We start from the raw sequence: 18,540 nt of genomic DNA on the forward strand, positions 1-18,540 counted from the left end.
GCTATGTATACACGTCTTTTATTCATTCTATTATTGGGGGCTACATGGATATGTAGCTGCCAAACCGAACAGTCGCCTGTCAATGCATTGGCAGATCGTGTGACGGAGGGTACTTCGAAAGATCGTATTCTTTTTCGGATGATTGCTGATGAAAACAATCCGTTAAGAGATTATTTTGAAATATCTTCTGAAGAGGGTAAAGTGCTGATAACCGGAAACTCTGATTTGTCTCTGGCTACGGGGTTGAACTGGTATCTGAAATATGTAGCCGGTATTCATCTTTCCTGGAATAATCTTTCGCAGAAGTTACCGGAAATACTACCGCTTCCACAGGAAAAGATACGTAAGGAAACATCCATGCAGGACAGATATTATCTGAACTATTGTACCTATTCTTATTCCATGGCTTTCTGGGATTGGGAGCGTTGGGAAAAAGAAATAGACTGGATGGCAATGCATGGCATCAATATGCCTTTGAGCATCACCGGAATGGAGGTGGTCTGGTACAATTTGCTGAAACGTTTGGGATACACAACAGAAGAAGTCAATGAATTTATTTCCGGCCCGGCCTTTATGGCTTGGTGGCAAATGAATAATCTCGAGGGTTGGGGCGGACCGAACCCCGATAGCTGGTATCAGCAACAAGAAGCGCTTCAGAAGAAGATCGTAGCCCGTATGCGGGAGTTGGGTCTTGAACCCGTATTCCCCGGATATGCTGGAATGGTTCCCCGTAACATTGGTGAAAAGCTGGGTTATCAGATCGCTGATCCCGGTAAATGGTGCGGTTTCCCCCGTCCGGCTTTCCTTTCTACGGAAGATGAACATTTCGATTCTTTTGCCGCTATGTATTATGAGGAATTGGAGAAACTCTATGGAAAAGCCAACTATTACAGTATGGACCCATTCCATGAGGGAGGCAACACGGAAGGAGTCGACTTGGCGAAAACGGGTGCTTCCATTATGGCAGCCATGAAGAAAGCCAATCCGAAGGCTGTTTGGATCATTCAAGCCTGGCAGGCAAATCCTCGGGAAGAAATGATTGCTTCTCTTAATCAGGGAGATTTGCTCGTTTTAGATTTATATAGCGAGAAACGTCCCCAATGGGGAGATCCGGACTCCATGTGGTATCGGGAAAAAGGCTTTGGCAAACACGACTGGCTCTATTGTATGTTGCTGAATTTTGGAGGTAATGTCGGCTTGCACGGCCGGATGAATCAGTTGGTGAACGGTTATTATGATGCTTGTGCACACACTAACGGGAAAACGTTGCATGGAGTAGGAGCAACCCCGGAGGGCATAGAGAATAATCCGGTGATGTTCGAACTACTTTACGAACTTCCTTGGCGTGAAGAACGCTTTTCTTCCGATGAATGGTTGCAGACTTACTTGAAAGCTCGTTATGGCAGAGAAGTTTCACCGGAAATAATGGAGGCTTGGCGTGCATTGGAACACACCGTTTACAATGCTCCGAAAGATTATCAGGGTGAAGGAACCATTGAGTCTTTGTTATGTGCCCGTCCGGGTTTCCATCTGGATAGAACTTCCACTTGGGGATATTCCAAATTATTTTATGCTCCGGATTCTACAGCAAAGGCAGCCCTGCTATTTACTTCCGTTGCCGACCAGTATAAAGGAAACAATAATTTTGAATATGACTTGGTAGACATCGTACGTCAGAGTAATGCCGATAAAGGAAATGTGTTACTTGAAGAAATATCACATAGCTATGACCGAAAGGACAAAGAGAATTTCCGCAGACAAACACAGCAATTCCTGGACTTGATATTGGCACAGGATCATTTGTTATCTACCCGGAAAGAATTTTCCGTTTCCTCTTGGTTGAATGCAGCTCGTTCTTTGGGAACTACAGAAGAAGAAAAGCGATTGTACGAATGGAATGCTTCCGCATTAATCACAGTCTGGGGAGATAGCATTGCTGCCAATCAAGGCGGACTACATGATTATTCGCATCGGGAATGGAGCGGACTCTTGAAAGACTTGTATTATCAGCGTTGGAAAGCCTTCTTTGAGCAGAAACAGGCGGAGCTGGACGGGAAGCCTGCAGGACAGGAAATAAACTTCTATGGGATGGAGAAAGCCTGGGCAGAGAAGAGTAAGGCACAGACATTGAAGAACTAAATAATTGAATAGAAATGCAAATGTTATAGTCGGGTATGAAATATGTCCGGCTATAACATTTGCATTAGAACTTTTTTATAAGGAATCTCAAATTTCATTGCTGAAAGGTAGATATATAAAATTATCGGAAGCAATAAAGGACATATCCTGATTGCTTCCGATTATCTTTTTATATGGATCTTGAAGATCTCTATTTAAAAAAGAACGGTATCTTATTTCTCCAACAATTCCTCTTTATTTTTCCAACAAATCCTTTAAGAAGTCATCCAACTCCTTATCCAACCCTTTCAGCAATTCATCATTCACCAGTATGGTATCATCGTCAATCAACAACAATTCTGCTACGGTTTCTTTCTCTTCATCTACCAAGACGAAAGAATAAGGTTTCAGAATAGTCACTTTGTCGAAATCTCCGGCATCCTTCATTCTGCAAAGAATGTTGCGAAGAGAAGGTTCCACGTTTTCAAGGAAATCATCCCCTTCATAAGTAGCCCATTCTTCGATCATGATGTTTGCCAGTTCTTCATCATCATCGTTGTAAATATTAAGTTGTCCCGATGCCTGATCCGGTTGGAGATGGATATCGGTTACGACTGTTTGTTCACAGTTACATGCATATTTAGCGACTACCTTTTGGATAGCCGATTCGATAATAGATAATGATTGTTGGCTCAATTTCATGGGTTCCTTCTTTTTATAAGTTCAAAGGTATAAAAAAATAAGATTTGATACACAATTTCCTTAAAAATCATCATTAAATCGGCTCATTTGCAATTTTAACTTGGGTAATTGAGCATTTCTCTCCTTTAATTCAGCTAAATACAAGGTAGTAAGATAATAATTCGGCACGTCATCAATGGTAGCTTGAGGACTATCTGTGATGTTCTTTTTATCTATTTTCTTGGCTAGTTGTTGGGCCTTTTCTGCCCATTCTTCCGCTTTAGCCAAACTATCTTTCATTTCGTAGTAAACAGCGATGTTGAGAGCTGCCCGCATTTTTTTCTTTTGGTTCTTGGTTCCTTCGAAAGCCTGACGCCAAAGTTCGTATGCGTCGTCCCATGAATTTTCGCGTACATAAATGGCAGCGTCACGCATGGGAACCGAACCGCCAGTGTAAAGATACCGTGTTCCTTTTTTCCAAATAGGGACAATATATTTCACCGGAATCGTTCCTGCGAATGCTGCCGCTTCTTCCAGCATCTGCTTGTCGGGAATCATGCGAGTGGCAGCTTCTATGGCTGTAACTCCAAAATCCTCCCAAAAAATGCTATCAGTAGGATGGAGCGTAGTCATCGGCCTGCTACGTTCGGGAAGATAAACTTTCACCGTGGGATAAACTTTCACGTCTACCGCTCCTTGAAAGCAGTTGAACTCATCCAGATAACGGACCGTCTTTGTTGCTTTGAGTTGCAGGTTTTCCAGTGCAATAATAAAGTCCACTCCCAGGTTAGAAGCCAGTTGACGCACTTCCTCCTGGCTCAATGTACTTTCGCGGGCCAGTTTATCATTGGCACGTAAGGCAGAATCACAGATAACCACCTCATCGAAGTAGTTCTGCTGTGCAATTTCTTCTGCCAGTGATTCAGTGGCCGTCTTAGGATCTCCATTGGCATAAGCCGTTGCACGACTTACCAATGGTGTACCTTCTTTCATTTTTTCAGTCTCTGTTATCAGTTTATTATCCGGGGCGTCGCTGGTGTTATTCACAATAGCTACTTTCCGGAGTTGCGGAGGAAAGCTCAAGTCGGCAGGTTGCAGATAATCAATGGGGATCTGTTCCAGACTCTGACAGCTACCCAGAGTCAGCAGGAATAAAACGATGAAAGCCAGTGAATAAGATTTTGCCATAGTTTTGTTCTATTTAGTAATTTGAACAAAAGTACAACTTTGGAAGAATAAAAGAAAGTCTCAAACAGTTTTTAACCGTTTGAGACTTTCTTTTATAAGTTGAATATAGAGAGACTATGCCATAAAGCACATTACCCTACAATTTCCAACCTTTAATTTATAATTTTTAATTATTAATTAATCAAAGGTTCTTTCCGTGGCAGTTTTTATACTTTTTGCCGCTTCCGCATGGACAAGGATCGTTACGACCTACTGTCTTCTCTGCACGAATCGGTTCACGTTTCTGCTGTTCACGAGTATCCTGACTTGCAGCAGCCTGCTGGTTCGGATCACTCAAATCTTCTTTGTTTTCGCGATACTTGCTCATATCCTGGCGTTGTTCAGGAGCAGCCTGACGCACTTCTACACGGCGTGCAGCTGATTCATCCGGAGCTTCCTGTACAGGAATTTGTCCGCGCATCAAGATAGATATAGTCTGGTTGTTGATCTTGTTCACCATAGCGTCAAATAAAGTCACGGATTCCAGTTTATAGATCAATAGCGGGTCTTTCTGTTCGTAGCTTGCATTCTGTACGGAATGTTTCAGTTCGTCCAGTTCGCGCAAGTTTTCTTTCCATGCTTCGTCGATTACGTGGAGCAAGATTGATTTCTCGAACGATTTCACCACTTCTTTAGATTCCGATTCGTAAGCCGCTTTCAGGTTACAAGAGATATTGTACATCCGTTTACCGTCTGTGATAGGAATCAGGATGTTTTCGTACATGTGTCCCTGATTTTCATATACCTGTTTGATAACCGGATTAGCGATCTGTGCCAGACGTTCAGTTTTGCGTTTGAAATTCTCCATAGCAATATTGAAAGTCTTTTCGGCCAACTTATCTTTCTTCTCGTTACGGAATTCTTCTTCAGTGAACGGAGTTTCCATGGCCAATGTCTGGAGCAATTCCATCTGGCAACCTTCATAATCGTTGTTCTCGATAGCGTTGGCGCAACGGTCCCAAATCATGTTCACGATATCCATACCGATACGTTCACCCATCAAAGCGTGACGACGTTTCGTATAAACCACCGTACGTTGCTTGTTCATTACGTCGTCATATTCCAACAGACGTTTACGAATACCGAAGTTGTTTTCTTCCACTTTCTTCTGTGCGCGTTCGATGGAGTTGGAAATCATCTTGTGTTCGATCATTTCGCCTTCTTGGAAACCGAGCTTGTCCATTACACTGGCAATGCGGTCGGAAGAGAACAGACGCATCAGGTCGTCTTCCAATGACACGAAGAATACAGAAGAACCCGGGTCGCCCTGACGTCCTGCACGACCACGCAACTGGCGGTCTACACGACGGGATTCGTGACGTTCCGTACCGATGATTGCCAAACCGCCCGCTGCTTTTACTTCCGGACTTAGTTTGATGTCGGTACCACGACCTGCCATATTGGTAGCAATGGTTACCGTGCCGCTCAAACCGGCAGTAGCAACGATGTCTGCTTCTTTCTGGTGCAGCTTAGCATTCAATACCTTGTGCTCAATCTTACGCATGGTAAGCATTTTGCTCAACATTTCGGAGATTTCTACCGAAGTAGTACCCACCAGTACCGGACGTCCTGCTTGAACCAATTTTTCGATTTCCTCAATAACAGCTTTATACTTTTCGCGCTTCGTCTTGTAAACGCGGTCGTTCATATCCTTACGGGAGATCGGACGGTTGGTCGGGATAACGACTACGTCCAATTTATAGATGTCCCAAAGTTCGCCTGCTTCCGTTTCAGCAGTACCGGTCATACCGGATAGTTTGTGATACATACGGAAGTAGTTCTGCAAAGTAATGGTAGCGAAGGTCTGTGTAGCAGCTTCCACTTTCACACGTTCCTTGGCTTCGATAGCCTGGTGCAATCCGTCAGAGTAACGACGACCTTCCATAATACGACCGGTCTGCTCGTCTACAATCTTCACCTGACCGTCGATTACTACGTATTCATCGTCTTTTTCGAACATTGTGTAAGCCTTCAACAGCTGATTGATGGTGTGTACACGTTCCGATTTGATGGCATAGTTAGTCAACAACTCATCCTTCTTTTCAAGCAGTTGCTCGTTGGTCAGATTCATGTTTTCCAGTTCCGAAAGCTGTCCGGCGATATCCGGAAGAACGAATAAAGTCGGATCTTCAGAGTTACCGGTAATCAGGTCTACCCCCTTATCTGTCAGGTCTACGCTATTCAACTTTTCGTCGATCACGAAGTACAGTGGATCAGTCACTTCATGCATACGCTTGTTGTTCTGTTCCATGTAGATCTCTTCCGTCTTGAGCATGCCTGCCTTGATTCCCTGTTCACTAAGGAACTTAATCAACGGTTTGTTTTTCGGCAATGCTTTGTGACTGCGGTATAGAGCGAGGAATCCTTCTTCCACCTCTTTCTTATCGTTGGATGCGATCAGTTTTTTTGCTTCGGAAAGATATTTGGTAGCCAGTACCTTTTGTGCTTCTACCAGACGTTCCACTAGTGGACGGAGTTGCTCGAACAACTGGTCATCGCCTTTAGGTACAGGACCGGAGATTATCAACGGAGTACGTGCGTCGTCAATCAATACCGAGTCAACCTCATCGACGATGGCATAGTTGTGCTGACGTTGTACAAGGTCTTTCGGGCTGATAGCCATGTTGTCACGCAGGTAGTCGAAACCGAATTCGTTGTTTGTACCGAAAGTGATATCAGCCAGATATGCCTGACGACGTGCGTCGGAGTTCGGCTGATGGCGGTCGATACAATCTACGCTCAAACCGTGGAACATATAAAGAGGACCCATCCATTCGGAGTCACGTTTGGCGAGGTAATCATTCACGGTAACTACGTGTACACCGTTTCCGGTCAATGCGTTGAGGAATACCGGGAGCGTGGCTACCAGTGTTTTACCTTCACCAGTTGCCATTTCCGCAATCTTACCTTTGTGCAGAACGACACCACCGAAGAGCTGTACGTCATAGTGAACCATATTCCATACAGTATCATTACCACCGGCTACCCAGTGATTCTGATAGATGGCCTTGTCACCTTCGATACGTACGAAATCTTTCGTGGCAGCCAGTTGACGGTCGAAGTCCGTAGCAGTTACAACGATTTCTTCATTTTCAGTAAAACGTTTGGCAGTAGCCTTTACGATAGAAAAAGCAACAGGTAGTACTTCGTCCAGTGCTTTTTCATATTTTTCCAGAATTTCTTTTTCTGTCTTATCGATTTGTGCGAAGACTTCTTCGCGGTCTTCCAGTTCGAGAGTTTCAATGCTTGCCTTCAACTCTTCCACTTTCGCACGTTCAGCGGTAGCCGATTCATGGATATATTTTTTGAGTTCTTCCGTTTTGGCACGGAGGGCGTCGTTGTCTAGTTTTTCAATCTCCGGGTAAGCAGCTTTGATCTTTTCCACCCAGGGTTTGATTTCTTTCATGTCTCGTGTGGATTTGTTTCCGAAAATCGAGCTTAAAAATTCATTAAATCCCATGTTATATTATTTAGTTTATTATTTATTTCAATTTCAACGCGGAGTTGGGGAATCTTTATATCAAGAAACCTCCGCAAAGTTACATTAAAATGCTGATTTATTTATGTTTTGCTCCCTGTTTTTGTGAGTAAATTTTTACCGAAGGTCGGTAATAGGAGCAGAAGTACAGGCGTTGGGAGCCCGGATGCGCATAAAATGTGCCAGTGTAGGCGCAATATGGTCAATGGTTACAGGTGTCTGGATAATGGCCGGTTTCACGGAATGTCCCATGAAAATCAGCGGTGAGGGAATATAAGAATGACGTACCACTTTGTTGTCGCCGCCGTTCTCGTTGACGATCGTCCATCCGGGGAGGACGTCGATTACGAGGTCACCCGAACGTTTGCGGTGGTAGCCGTTACGTATTTTGTAGATTTCCGGAGTCCATGAACCCAGTAATAGCCGGTTAGCCGAATAGGCTTCGTTCACTCCGCTGAACTGTATCAGGAATTCTGCTGACTTTTGTTGGATCTCTGCCAGATTCAGTTCTTTTTTTTCCAATAACTTATGATTCAGATAAATCTGCTGGTTATGGTGAGCTTCCACATACTTTCCTTCGCCATACGTAGCCATCAGGTACATATTCAATAGAGCCGCACAACGGTTGAGATAAAACTCTCCGCCGGGAATCTTGTACAATCCCGAATCGGGCGATTCGCTGTCTATATATCCGGTGGAAGTGACGAAAATAAGCACGTTTTGCAGTCCTACTTTCTTATCAAGAACTTCGAGCAGGTCGGCAATGCTGCGGTCAAGACGCACATAGGTGTCTTGTATTTCCATGGCACATTCCTGTACGGATTTATGCGCATAGTTTCCGGCATAGTAAGTGAGTGCCAATAAGTCAGTAATGTCATCCATGCCGATCGAACTTTTGTTTAATGCTTCTTCGGCAAGCGCATTCACTTCATCGTTTACAAAAGGGCTGGTGATGAAGCGGCGGTACTTGTTATTGCGATCATCATCAAATTTATATTTGAAGAGCATATCCCGCCAATCTGGCAGGAAAGTGTACATGCCTCGGGGAAATATGGGTTCCCATGTCATACCGGCAATACGGAAATCAATCGCTTGACGGTCGTTATATTGGCTTGCCCACCACGGAAACTCTCCATAATAGGTGGTTCCGCTCCATTTTCCGGTGTTGGGATTGATCCAGAAAGCAGCGTTTCCGGCATGTCCGGCTGCGAAAAGTGCGGCATCGCAATCTGGTGCAATGGCATATACGAGTCCTTTGCCTTGTGTCGCTATTTTAAGCTCGTCGGCAATGGTTGAAGTCAGTAGTTTGGTGGGGGCGACAGTCTGGTCGGTGTAATACCCCATAAATGCCGTGTCGTCTGTGCTGTTGACGGGGCGAAGGGTAGAGGCATCCATCCAGCGTTGAGAAATAATTCCGTTCATGGAAGGCGTCGTACCGCTATAAATAGCCGCTATGGCAGAAGCGCGGTCTATACCGCAGAAGGTATATTCGGCGTTATGGAACACTCTTCCCTCTTTCCAAAGACGTTTGAAGCCTTTCTCACCGTAGAGTGACGAAAAAGCCTCCAAATAGTCCGTACGTAATTGGTCAATCGTCAGCCCTACTACTAATTTAGGGGCGGCAGGCAGTGACTGGGCTTGTAGCCCGGTGAAAGTCAGTACGGTGATGAGGGAAGTTAGTAGTCCTTTCATTATTTCTTTTTAGATGTCACAATCAGATTGCTCGCTGAACGTATCAGCAAAACGAGTGCCAAAGGTACAACAGCAAAGTCAAATCTTTGCGGAATTACAGGAAAAAGCACTATAAAAAGTGTTAAAACCATCAGATTCAGGGTTAAATACCAACATTTCTTTCCTTTTCGGACACAATATATAATGTATGGCAAGAAAAAAAGTTGCCCCGGATGGAATACCAATAATAGGAAATTGGAGCTGACTGCCGGGTGTTGGGAGAAGAGTGCGAGGAAGGCGAGGACGCATCCCACAATGCCTGCCATACCAAAAAGAAAGAGGTCGATTCCCCATAATCCGGTTCTCCGGCGGATTCCATAGATTGTGGCGGCGGCTGTCAGTATAAATAAGAGTAAGGAGCATTGAAGCGGAGTAGGCATCCGGCTGCTTTCATCCGGTTCGGGAGTGGCATCGACTACCAGTTCGTTGGCCGTTATGAGTGGACGCTGGATAGAATCGCCTTTAATTTGTGCACCGTCGAAAGCATCCATCAGGTAGAAAGGGGCAAACATCATCTGACGTTGTGTGATGGGCTGATCGGCTTCACTTCCGATACAGAGATCGATGCCGAAACGTGCCCACGGATGTCCTTTGCAATACTGATGTACGATGTCGCGGAAAGTGTGGGAGCCATCCTGCGGTTCTGCGGGATAAATCACTTTTCCTGCAATGCTTTCTTCTATCTTGTCCCGGGGGCGGGTAGCACAATTATCGTAAAAGAAATTATAACGGTACACCCGGTTTTCCGGACGGTAATTTTCTTGTAATAACCGGATTAGTTCTGTTTTTTCTTCATCGGTCAGATTCAGCGTTTGCTGCCATACGCTGCGTCCGAAAAATGCGTATTCAGCTGCAAAACGTTCATAATCCGTTGCTCCCAGTTGGTAGTCTGTTTCTCCGAGCGAGAAGCGGAAGATGAAGTTGGGAGTGTTGAAACTGAACAATCCGTAGTTGAATACAACGTCAATCCCTTGTGAAGGATTTTCGTAACGGATGGCAGTGTGTCCGAACAGGGAATATATTTCCTCTCCGGGGGCACAAGTCAACAGGCTCAAACGGATGGAGTCGTTGTTGTTGGCAGATGCTTGTCCGGCGGGCAAAAGCAACAGGAAGAAGGAGAGGATGATGCATGAGAAAAACCGTTTCATTAGCTGGTTCGTTTTATTTCGGTGGCAAATATAGAAAGAATAGTTGGATTCGGGAAAACGGAGCCTCTATTTTATCAGAATAGAGGCTCCGTTTCATACAAGCAGAAGCTCTATATGGCTTAAACAAAGGCTCTGTTTTCTTTAAATGGAGCCTCTGTTGGGGTGAAATAATGTTTCTGCTTGAACGGAAAATTGATTACAAAATAGTGGAACACTTTTTGGAACACTGTTTTTCTCTTGTAATCTATTGCTTATTAGCTGTTTATGATGTAATAAAAAAAGACTGCCGAACGCAAAGTGGAATACATAATAAACAATAAAAGATAATTGATCTATTTAAAAATAGATAGTTCGATTTTTTTGTTTTTGGGGATTTCTAAAATGAAAAAAGAAGATAATTCCTCTTCTATGCTTCAACTTTTCTTTTTTTACTTTACCTTTGCGCCCACTAAAGAATCAAAAGATTTGAATTTAATAATCGACATAGGAAATACAAAGGCAAAGATTGCTTTCTTCGACGGCGGAGAAATCGTGGATGTAGTAGCTGAATCCAATCAGTCGTTGGGTTGCTTGAAGGCTTTTTGTTCCCAATATCCGGTTGAACAGGGGATTGTGGCTACTGTCATTGATTTAAGCGAAAAGGTATTAGCTGATTTGGCAGCTTTGCCGTTTCCTTTGCTCTGGCTCAATCATCAGACTCCGCTTCCGGTTGTCAACCTGTACGAAACTCCCGAAACATTGGGATATGACCGTATGGCTGCCGTAGTGGGTGCTAATGAGCAGTTTCCTCATCGGGATATATTGGTGATTGATGCGGGAACTTGCATTACTTATGAGTTTATTGACTCAAAAGGTCAGTATCATGGCGGTAATATTTCTCCCGGTATGCAAATGCGTTTCAAAGCACTTCATCAGTTTACAGGACGTTTGCCTCTGGTAGATACCAACGGGCGCAAACTCCCGATGGGACGGGACACCGAAACGGCTATACGTGCCGGAGTGATGAAAGGGATGGAATATGAAATTTCAGGTTATATTGAGTCTATGAAGCATAAATATCCTGAACTTTTGGTTTTTTTAACGGGCGGAGATGATTTTTCTTTTGATAGCAGCGTAAAAAGTATCATCTTTGCAGATAGATTTTTAGTGTTGAAAGGATTAAATAGAATTTTAAACTATAATAATGGTAGGATTTAAACACACACTTTGTGCGCTTTTGCTCACGATGGTTACCGGAATGGCAATCGCTCAAAATAATACAAACTCTCCTTATACACGATATGGCTATGGCGACTTGTCCGATCAGAGTTTCGGTAACAGCAAGGCGATGGGGGGAATTGCTTTTGGACTTCGGGATGGAGCACAGATCAATCCGCTGAATCCTGCTTCGTATACAGCCATTGACTCATTGACATTCCTCTTTGAAGGAGGTGTCAGTCTGCAAAATATGAATATTAGCGGTAGCGGTGTGAAACTGAACGCTAAAAACTCCAGTTTTGACTATCTGGCTATGCAATTTCGTTTGCATCCTAGGATAGCGATGAGTGTCGGATTGCTGCCGTTCTCCAATGTGGGGTATTCTGTGTCGGACAGTAAAGTTGATAATGGAGTCAGCCAAACCCGGAGTTTTACAGGAGATGGGGGATTGCATCAACTTTATGGTGGTATTGGTGTGAAAGTACTTAAGAATCTTTCGCTGGGTGTGAATGCTTCTTATTTTTGGGGAGATATAACCCGTACGCGGACTGTTATTTATCCCGCAACATCGGAGTCTAACTCTTATATACAGCAGATGGGGGTATCTATTTCAGACTATAAACTGGATTTCGGTGCACAATACACATTGGATTTGAGTAAAAAACATTCGATGACAATCGGGGCTGTTTTTTCTCCGAAGCATAAATTGAATAACGATTATACGATAACGACACAGGTTAGTACAACTAATAGCAATAACTTGGATGCAACGTTTGAAGTTCCTAATACATTTGGCATCGGATTTACATATAACTATGACAAACGCCTGACAGTTGGTCTGGATTATAGTTTGCAACAATGGTCAAAAACGAAATTTGACGTAAATACACCAGATGAAGCTGTACGTGAAGACTTTAAAGAAACATACACGTATTGCGACCGTCATAAAATATCAGTGGGTGCGGAATACATTCCTAATTTGATTGGACGTTCCTATTTATCCCATATAAAATACCGTTTGGGAGCTTATTATACGACTCCGTATTATAAGGTCGGCGGCAAAGAGGCTACCCGTGAATATGGCGTAACTGCTGGTTTCGGTCTGCCTGTACCCCGTTCCCGTTCCATTCTTAGCATTAGCGGGCAGTTTGTTCGCATCAGTGGACAGGAAGCGGCTTTTGTAAATGAAAATATCTTCCGCGTGAGTATCGGATTGACGTTCAACGAACGTTGGTTCTTCAAACGCAGAGTGGAATAATGGGATGAATCGATGTGAGAGAGAATAGACGACTATATAATAACAACTAAAATTTAGATACAATGAAAATTAAAACGCTTGTGGCTATGTTGTTCCTTTCGGCAGGAGCAACCACTGTGGTAGCACAGGATGCGTCTAACTGTAACTCTAACAGTAGTATTTCGCATGAAGCTGTGCGTGCTGGTAATTTTAAAGATGCGTATACTCCTTGGAAAGCTGTGTTGGAAAACTGCCCGACGCTTCGTTTCTATACCTTTACTGACGGATATAAAATTCTGAAAGGCTTGATGGGACAAATTAAAGACCGGAATAGTGCGGATTATCAGAAATATTTTAATGAACTGATGAATACGCATGACCTGCGTATCAAATATACGGATGAATTCTTGTCTAAAGGTACAAAAGTGTCTTCTGTTGATGAAGCTCTGGGTATCAAAGCGGTAGATTATATTGCTTTTGCTCCGAAGATTGATGTGAATCAGGCCTATCAATGGTTGAGCCAGTCTGTAAACGCTGTGAAAGGTGAATCGGCAGGTGCAACTATCTTCTATTTCCTGCAAATGTCTTTGGATAAACTGAAAACGGATCCGAATCATAAAGAACAGTTCATTCAGGATTATCTGGCTGCTTCTGAATATGTAGATGCTGCTATTGCAGCCGAGGCTAGTGAAGCTAAAAAGAAATCTTTGCTGGGTATCAAAGACAACTTGGTTGCTTTGTTTGTGAACAGTGGAACAGCTGATTGTGAATCATTGCAAAGCATCTATGGACCGAAAGTAGAAGCTAACCAAACAGACTTGGCTTACTTGAAGAAAGTAATCGATATCATGAAAATGATGAAATGTACTGAAAGTGACGCTTATCAACAGGCTTCTTTCTATTCTTATAAGATAGAACCTACTGCAGAAGCAGCTACCGGATGTGCTTATCAGGCATTTAAGAAAGGTGATATTGATGGTGCGGTGAAATTCTTCGATGAAGCAGTGAATCTGGAAACAGACAATATGAAGAAGGCTGAAAAAGCATACGCTGCTGCAGCAGTACTGGCTTCTGCCAAGAAACTGTCTCAAGCAAGAGCTTATTGCCAGAAAGCAATTGGTTTCAACGAGAATTATGGTGCTCCTTATATCCTGATTGCTAACCTTTATGCAATGAGTCCTAACTGGAGCGACGAATCTGCTCTGAACAAGTGTACTTACTTTGCAGTGATCGATAAACTGCAACGTGCAAAACAAGTGGATCCGAGCGTAGCTGAAGAAGCTAACAAATTGATCGGTAGATATTCAGGTCATACTCCGCAAGCTAAAGACCTATTTATGTTAGGTTACAAGCAAGGCGACCGCATCACTATCGGCGGTTGGATAGGAGAGACTACAACGATTAGATAAATGTATGTTGCGAAAACGAAGAAACCGTTTATTGCATAAAAGCATGAGCATAACAATCACCTTCGGGGTGATTGTTATGCTTCTTTTATTATCTTCCTGTGGCGGAAAGAAGAAAGCTATGGGTGAGGCCATCACTGAACGTGATTCCCTTCCGATGATGACAACATTGGGAGTCACCACCCTTATCTCCGATTCCGGAGTGACACGCTACAGAGTGAATACGGAAGAATGGTCGGTGTACGACCGTAAGAAACCATCCTATTGGGCCTTTGAGAAAGGCGTATATCTGGAACAGTTCGACTCTATCTTTCATATAGAAGCCAGTATCAAAGCGGATACTGCCTACTATTATGACAAAGAAAGGCTTTGGAAGCTGATAGGGAACGTAGATATACAGAACCGGAAAGGAGAGCGTTTTAATACGGAACTGCTGTACTGGAACGAAGCTACCCAGAAGGTGTATTCTGACAAGTTTATACGTATTCAACAACCGGACAGAATTATTACAGGGCATGGATTCGACTCGAACCAGCAAATGACCATATATACCATCCATAATATCGAAGGCATTTTCTATGTGGATGAGGAAGCGGGTGGTCCGCCCCAACCGGAAACGAAAGCACTGCCGGATTCAGTGAAAAAAGATTCAGCGAAATAGGCGAAGTACTATCAATCGTACATCGTAAATCGTCTAATCGTAAATCAGAACTTATGAATATTTATATCTCTCTAATTATCACCATGGTCTTCTCCGCCTTCTTTTCAGGAATGGAGATCGCCTTTGTGTCGGTAGACAAACTGCGTTTTGAGATGGAACGTAAGGGGGGGAATTACGTCCCGCATCCTCTCCATCTTCTTCAAGAACCCGAATGAATTTATCTCTACCATGTTGGTGGGGAATAACATCGCCCTGGTCATCTATGGTATCCTGATGGCACAGATTATCGGTGATAATTTGCTGGCAGGATTCATTGACAATCATTTTCTGATGGTGCTGGCGCAGACTATAATTTCTACCCTTATCATTCTGGTGACCGGAGAGTTTCTGCCGAAAACAATCTTCAAAATCAATCCCAATCTGGTATTGAATATTTTTGCCATTCCACTTATTGTTTGTTATGTCATTCTATATCCTATTTCCAAACTGGCTTCCGGTTTGTCCTGCTTATTTCTTCGTGTCTTTGGAATGAAGGTCAACAAGGATGCGTCCGATAGAGCGTTTGGGAAAGTAGACTTGGATTACTTCGTGCAAAGCAGTATTGATAATGCCGAGAATGAGGAAGAACTGGATACGGAAGTGAAAATCTTCCAGAACGCTTTGGATTTCTCGAACATAAAAATCCGTGACTGTATCGTTCCCCGTACTGAAGTGGTGGCCGTTGATCTGACAACTTCACTGGACGAGTTGAAAAGCCGCTTCATCGAATCCGGAATCTCCAAGATCATTGTGTATGATGGAAATATCGATAATGTAGTGGGGTATATCCATTCGTCAGAAATGTTTCGTGCTCCGAAAAACTGGCATGAGAATGTGAAGCAAGTGCCGATTGTACCCGAAACCATGTCCGCCCATAAATTGATGAAACTCTTCATGCAGCAAAAGAAAACGATTGCCGTAGTGGTGGATGAATTTGGCGGAACATCCGGCATCGTATCTCTGGAAGACCTCGTGGAAGAAATCTTTGGAGATATAGAGGATGAGCACGATAATACTTCCTACATCAGCAAGCAGATCGACGAACGCGAGTATGTGTTGTCCGCCCGCTTGGAGATAGAAAAAGTCAATGAGACGTTCGGACTTGATTTGCCCGAATCGGACGATTATCTGACGGTAGGAGGGCTGATTCTGAACCAATATCAGAGCTTCCCGAAGCTGCATGAAGTGGTGCGGGTAGGACGTTATCAATTCAAGATAATTAAGGTCACAGCGACAAAAATAGAACTCGTGCGATTAAAAGTCTTGGAATAATGACGATAATCAAGAAATTTTTAGCCAATAAATAGATGCATATTAGCATTTTTTGTATCTTCGTGCGCTAAAACGACAAAAGAAAGAAATAATAATAAACATAAATCGTATTAATCAAAATGGCAACGTTACAAAACATTAGGTCGAAAGGACCTCTATTGGTGATTGTTATCGGCTTGGCGCTGTTTGCTTTCATTGCGGGTGACGCATGGAAGGTGATGCAGCCGCATCAGGCACATGACGTAGGTGAGGTGAACGGAGACGCTCTTTCCGCTCAAGAGTATCAGAATTTGGTAGAAGAATATACCGAAGTGGTGAAACTCATGCGTGGGGTGACCGCCTTGAATGACGAACAAACCAATCAGGTGCGCGATGAAGTATGGCGTTCCTACGTAAACAATAAACTGGTTGAAAAAGAAGCAAAAGCACTGGGACTGACTGTTTCTGCTGCTGAAATTCAGGACATCCTGAAAGCTGGCGTTCATCCTTTGTTGAGACAAACTCCTTTCCAGAATCCGCAGACAGGCAACTTCGACAAGGATATGTTGAACAAGTTCCTCGTGGAATATGCCAAGATGAGCGAGTCACAGATGCCGGCACAGTATGCTGAACAATACAACAATATGTATAAATACTGGTCGTTCATCCAGAAAACGTTGATTCAGAGCCGTCTGGCTGAAAAATACCAGGCATTGGTTTCTAAAGCTCTTCTTTCTAATCCGGTGGAAGCACAGGATGCTTTCGACGCAAGAGTAAACCAGTACAATGTGTTGATGGCTGGTATTCCTTACTCTTCTGTGGTAGATTCTACAATTGTAGTGAAAGAATCGGAACTGAAAGATTTGTATAACAAGAAGAAAGAACAATTCAAGCAATATCAGGAAACTCGTGACGTCAAATATATTGATGTACAGGTAACTGCAAGTGCTGAAGACAGAGCAGCTATCCAGAAAGAAGTAGACGAAGCCACTGCACAGTTGGCTACCACTACGGATGATTATACTTCTTTTATCCGTTCGGTTGGCTCGGAAGCTCCTTATGTAGACTTGTTCTATAACAAGACAGCTTTCCCGTCAGATGTAGTTGCACGTTTGGACTCTGCTTCTGTTGGTGCTATTTATGGTCCTTATTATAACGGAGCCGACAATACAATCAACTCTTTCAAAGTAGTTGCTAAGGCTGCTGCTGCCGACTCTGTGGAATTCCGCCAGATTCAGGTATACGCAGAAGATGCAGTGAAGACAAAGACATTGGCTGACAGTATCTATAACGCTATTAAAGGCGGTGCTAACTTTGCAGATGTTGCAAAGAAATATGGCCAGACTGGTGATGCTAACTGGATCACTTCTGCACAGTATGAAGGTGCACAGCTAGATGGTGACAACCTGAAATTCATCTCTGCTATCAACAATGCAGGTGTGAACGAACTGGTGAACTTGCCGATGGGACAAGCAAATGTAATCCTTCAGGTGACTAACAAGAAATCTGTGAAAGATAAATATAAAGTAGCTGTTATCAAGCGTGAAGTAGAGTTCAGCAAAGAAACTTACAACCGTGCTTATAATGATTTCAGCCAGTTTATCGCTGCTAACCCTAGTGTAGAAAAGATGGTGGCTAACGCTGAAGAAGCTGGTTACAGATTGCTCGACAGAATGGATTTGAGCAGCTCAGAACATAACATCGGTGGCGTGAGAGGTACAAAAGAGGCTTTGAGATGGACATTTGATAAAGCGAAACCGGGTGATGTTTCCGGCTTGTACGAATGTGGCGAAAGCGATCACCTGATGGTGGTAGGTCTGGTAAGCATTAAACCGGAAGGATACCGTCCGTTGAAAGCTGTACAGGATCAGTTGAGAGCTGAAATCGTGAAAGATAAGAAAGCTGAAAAGATCATGGCTGACATGAAAGCTGCCAATGCAACTTCATTCAACCAGTACAAAGATATGGCTAATGTAGTCAGCGACTCTTTGAAGATGGTTACTTTTGCAGCCCCTGCTTATGTATCAGCATTGCGCAGCAGCGAGCCGCTGGTAGGTGCTTATGCTTCTGTTGCTCCGGAAAATCAGTTGAGTGCTCCTATTAAAGGTAACGCCGGAGTATTTGTATTGCAAGTATACGGTAAAGACAAGTTGAACGAAACATTCGACGCAAAAGCTGAAGAAGCTACGCTGACTAACATGCACGCACGTTTTGCCAGCCGTCTGATGAACGACTTGTATCTGAAAGCAAACGTAAAAGATACACGCTTCCTGTTCTTCTAAAGAAGTAATAGGAATAGATTTCAGGCACGGATTACACGGATTTACACGGTTTTAACTTATGAGAGAACCGCGAAATCCGTGTAA

The 18,540-nt window shown here is 43.5% G+C and carries 11 protein-coding genes and 1 pseudogene; 7 read left to right on the forward strand and 5 right to left on the reverse strand.

The genetic code is table 11. The annotated features are described in order from the left end of the window. The first annotated feature begins 3 nt into the window (after positions 1-3). Complete coding sequence (locus tag NXX38_RS13195; RefSeq protein ID WP_234131916.1) at positions 4-2,139, forward strand: alpha-N-acetylglucosaminidase; 2,136 nt, start codon at positions 4-6, stop codon at positions 2,137-2,139. Positions 2,140-2,373: 234 nt separating this feature from the next. Here the strand turns inward: NXX38_RS13195 and NXX38_RS13200 are convergent, their stop codons facing one another. From NXX38_RS13200 to NXX38_RS13220, 5 genes are all read right to left on the reverse strand, one after another. Continuing rightward, entirely contained in the window at positions 2,374-2,820 is a 447-nt protein-coding gene (locus NXX38_RS13200; protein WP_217721609.1) for a hypothetical protein, read from the reverse strand. A gap of 60 nt (positions 2,821-2,880) precedes the next feature. Further along, positions 2,881-3,987: a tetratricopeptide repeat protein gene (locus NXX38_RS13205; protein WP_258979674.1), complete on the reverse strand. Its 1,107-nt coding sequence runs from the start codon at positions 3,985-3,987 to the stop codon at positions 2,881-2,883. A 181-nt stretch (positions 3,988-4,168) separates the two neighbouring features. Continuing rightward, positions 4,169-7,486 carry a preprotein translocase subunit SecA gene (gene secA / locus NXX38_RS13210; protein ID WP_148364397.1) on the reverse strand — a complete coding sequence of 1,106 codons (3,318 nt, stop codon included), beginning with the start codon at positions 7,484-7,486 and terminating at the stop codon, positions 4,169-4,171. Positions 7,487-7,621: 135 nt separating this feature from the next. Continuing rightward, positions 7,622-9,196: an alkaline phosphatase family protein gene (locus NXX38_RS13215; RefSeq protein ID WP_258979675.1), complete on the reverse strand. Its 1,575-nt coding sequence runs from the start codon at positions 9,194-9,196 to the stop codon at positions 7,622-7,624. Further along, a complete protein-coding gene (locus NXX38_RS13220) occupies positions 9,196-10,383 on the reverse strand; it encodes a DUF4105 domain-containing protein (RefSeq protein WP_148364399.1) in 1,188 nt (395 codons plus the stop codon). Before NXX38_RS13220 ends, NXX38_RS13215 begins: the two co-directional genes overlap by 1 nt. A gap of 408 nt (positions 10,384-10,791) precedes the next feature. On the opposite strand from NXX38_RS13220, the gene NXX38_RS13225 reads away from it, so the two are divergent. The 6 genes and pseudogenes from NXX38_RS13225 to NXX38_RS13250 all read left to right on the forward strand — a co-directional run bounded on the left by NXX38_RS13225 (position 10,792) and on the right by NXX38_RS13250 (position 18,456). After that, on the forward strand, positions 10,792-11,580 hold the full coding sequence (locus NXX38_RS13225; protein ID WP_176553111.1) for a type III pantothenate kinase: 789 nt from the start codon (positions 10,792-10,794) through the stop codon (positions 11,578-11,580). Beyond that, on the forward strand, positions 11,567-12,838 hold the full coding sequence (locus tag NXX38_RS13230) for an outer membrane protein transport protein (RefSeq protein WP_258979678.1): 1,272 nt from the start codon (positions 11,567-11,569) through the stop codon (positions 12,836-12,838). Before NXX38_RS13225 ends, NXX38_RS13230 begins: the two co-directional genes overlap by 14 nt. A 62-nt stretch (positions 12,839-12,900) precedes the next feature. After that, the gene (locus NXX38_RS13235) at positions 12,901-14,226 is read left to right on the forward strand and encodes a hypothetical protein (protein ID WP_099146245.1); all 1,326 of its coding nucleotides are present in this window, start codon (positions 12,901-12,903) and stop codon (positions 14,224-14,226) included. A gap of 43 nt (positions 14,227-14,269) precedes the next feature. Then, a complete protein-coding gene (gene lptC, locus NXX38_RS13240) occupies positions 14,270-14,884 on the forward strand; it encodes an LPS export ABC transporter periplasmic protein LptC (RefSeq protein ID WP_099146244.1) in 615 nt (204 codons plus the stop codon). A gap of 53 nt (positions 14,885-14,937) precedes the next feature. Next, positions 14,938-16,195, forward strand: a pseudogene (locus tag NXX38_RS13245) (hemolysin family protein). 119 nt (positions 16,196-16,314) lie between these two features. Next, entirely contained in the window at positions 16,315-18,456 is a 2,142-nt protein-coding gene (locus NXX38_RS13250; RefSeq protein WP_258979681.1) for a peptidylprolyl isomerase, read from the forward strand. Positions 18,457-18,540 lie beyond the last annotated feature (84 nt).

It is taken from the genome of Bacteroides sp. BFG-637 (genome assembly GCF_024793605.1).
Taxonomy (GTDB): domain Bacteria; phylum Bacteroidota; class Bacteroidia; order Bacteroidales; family Bacteroidaceae; genus Bacteroides; species Bacteroides vicugnae.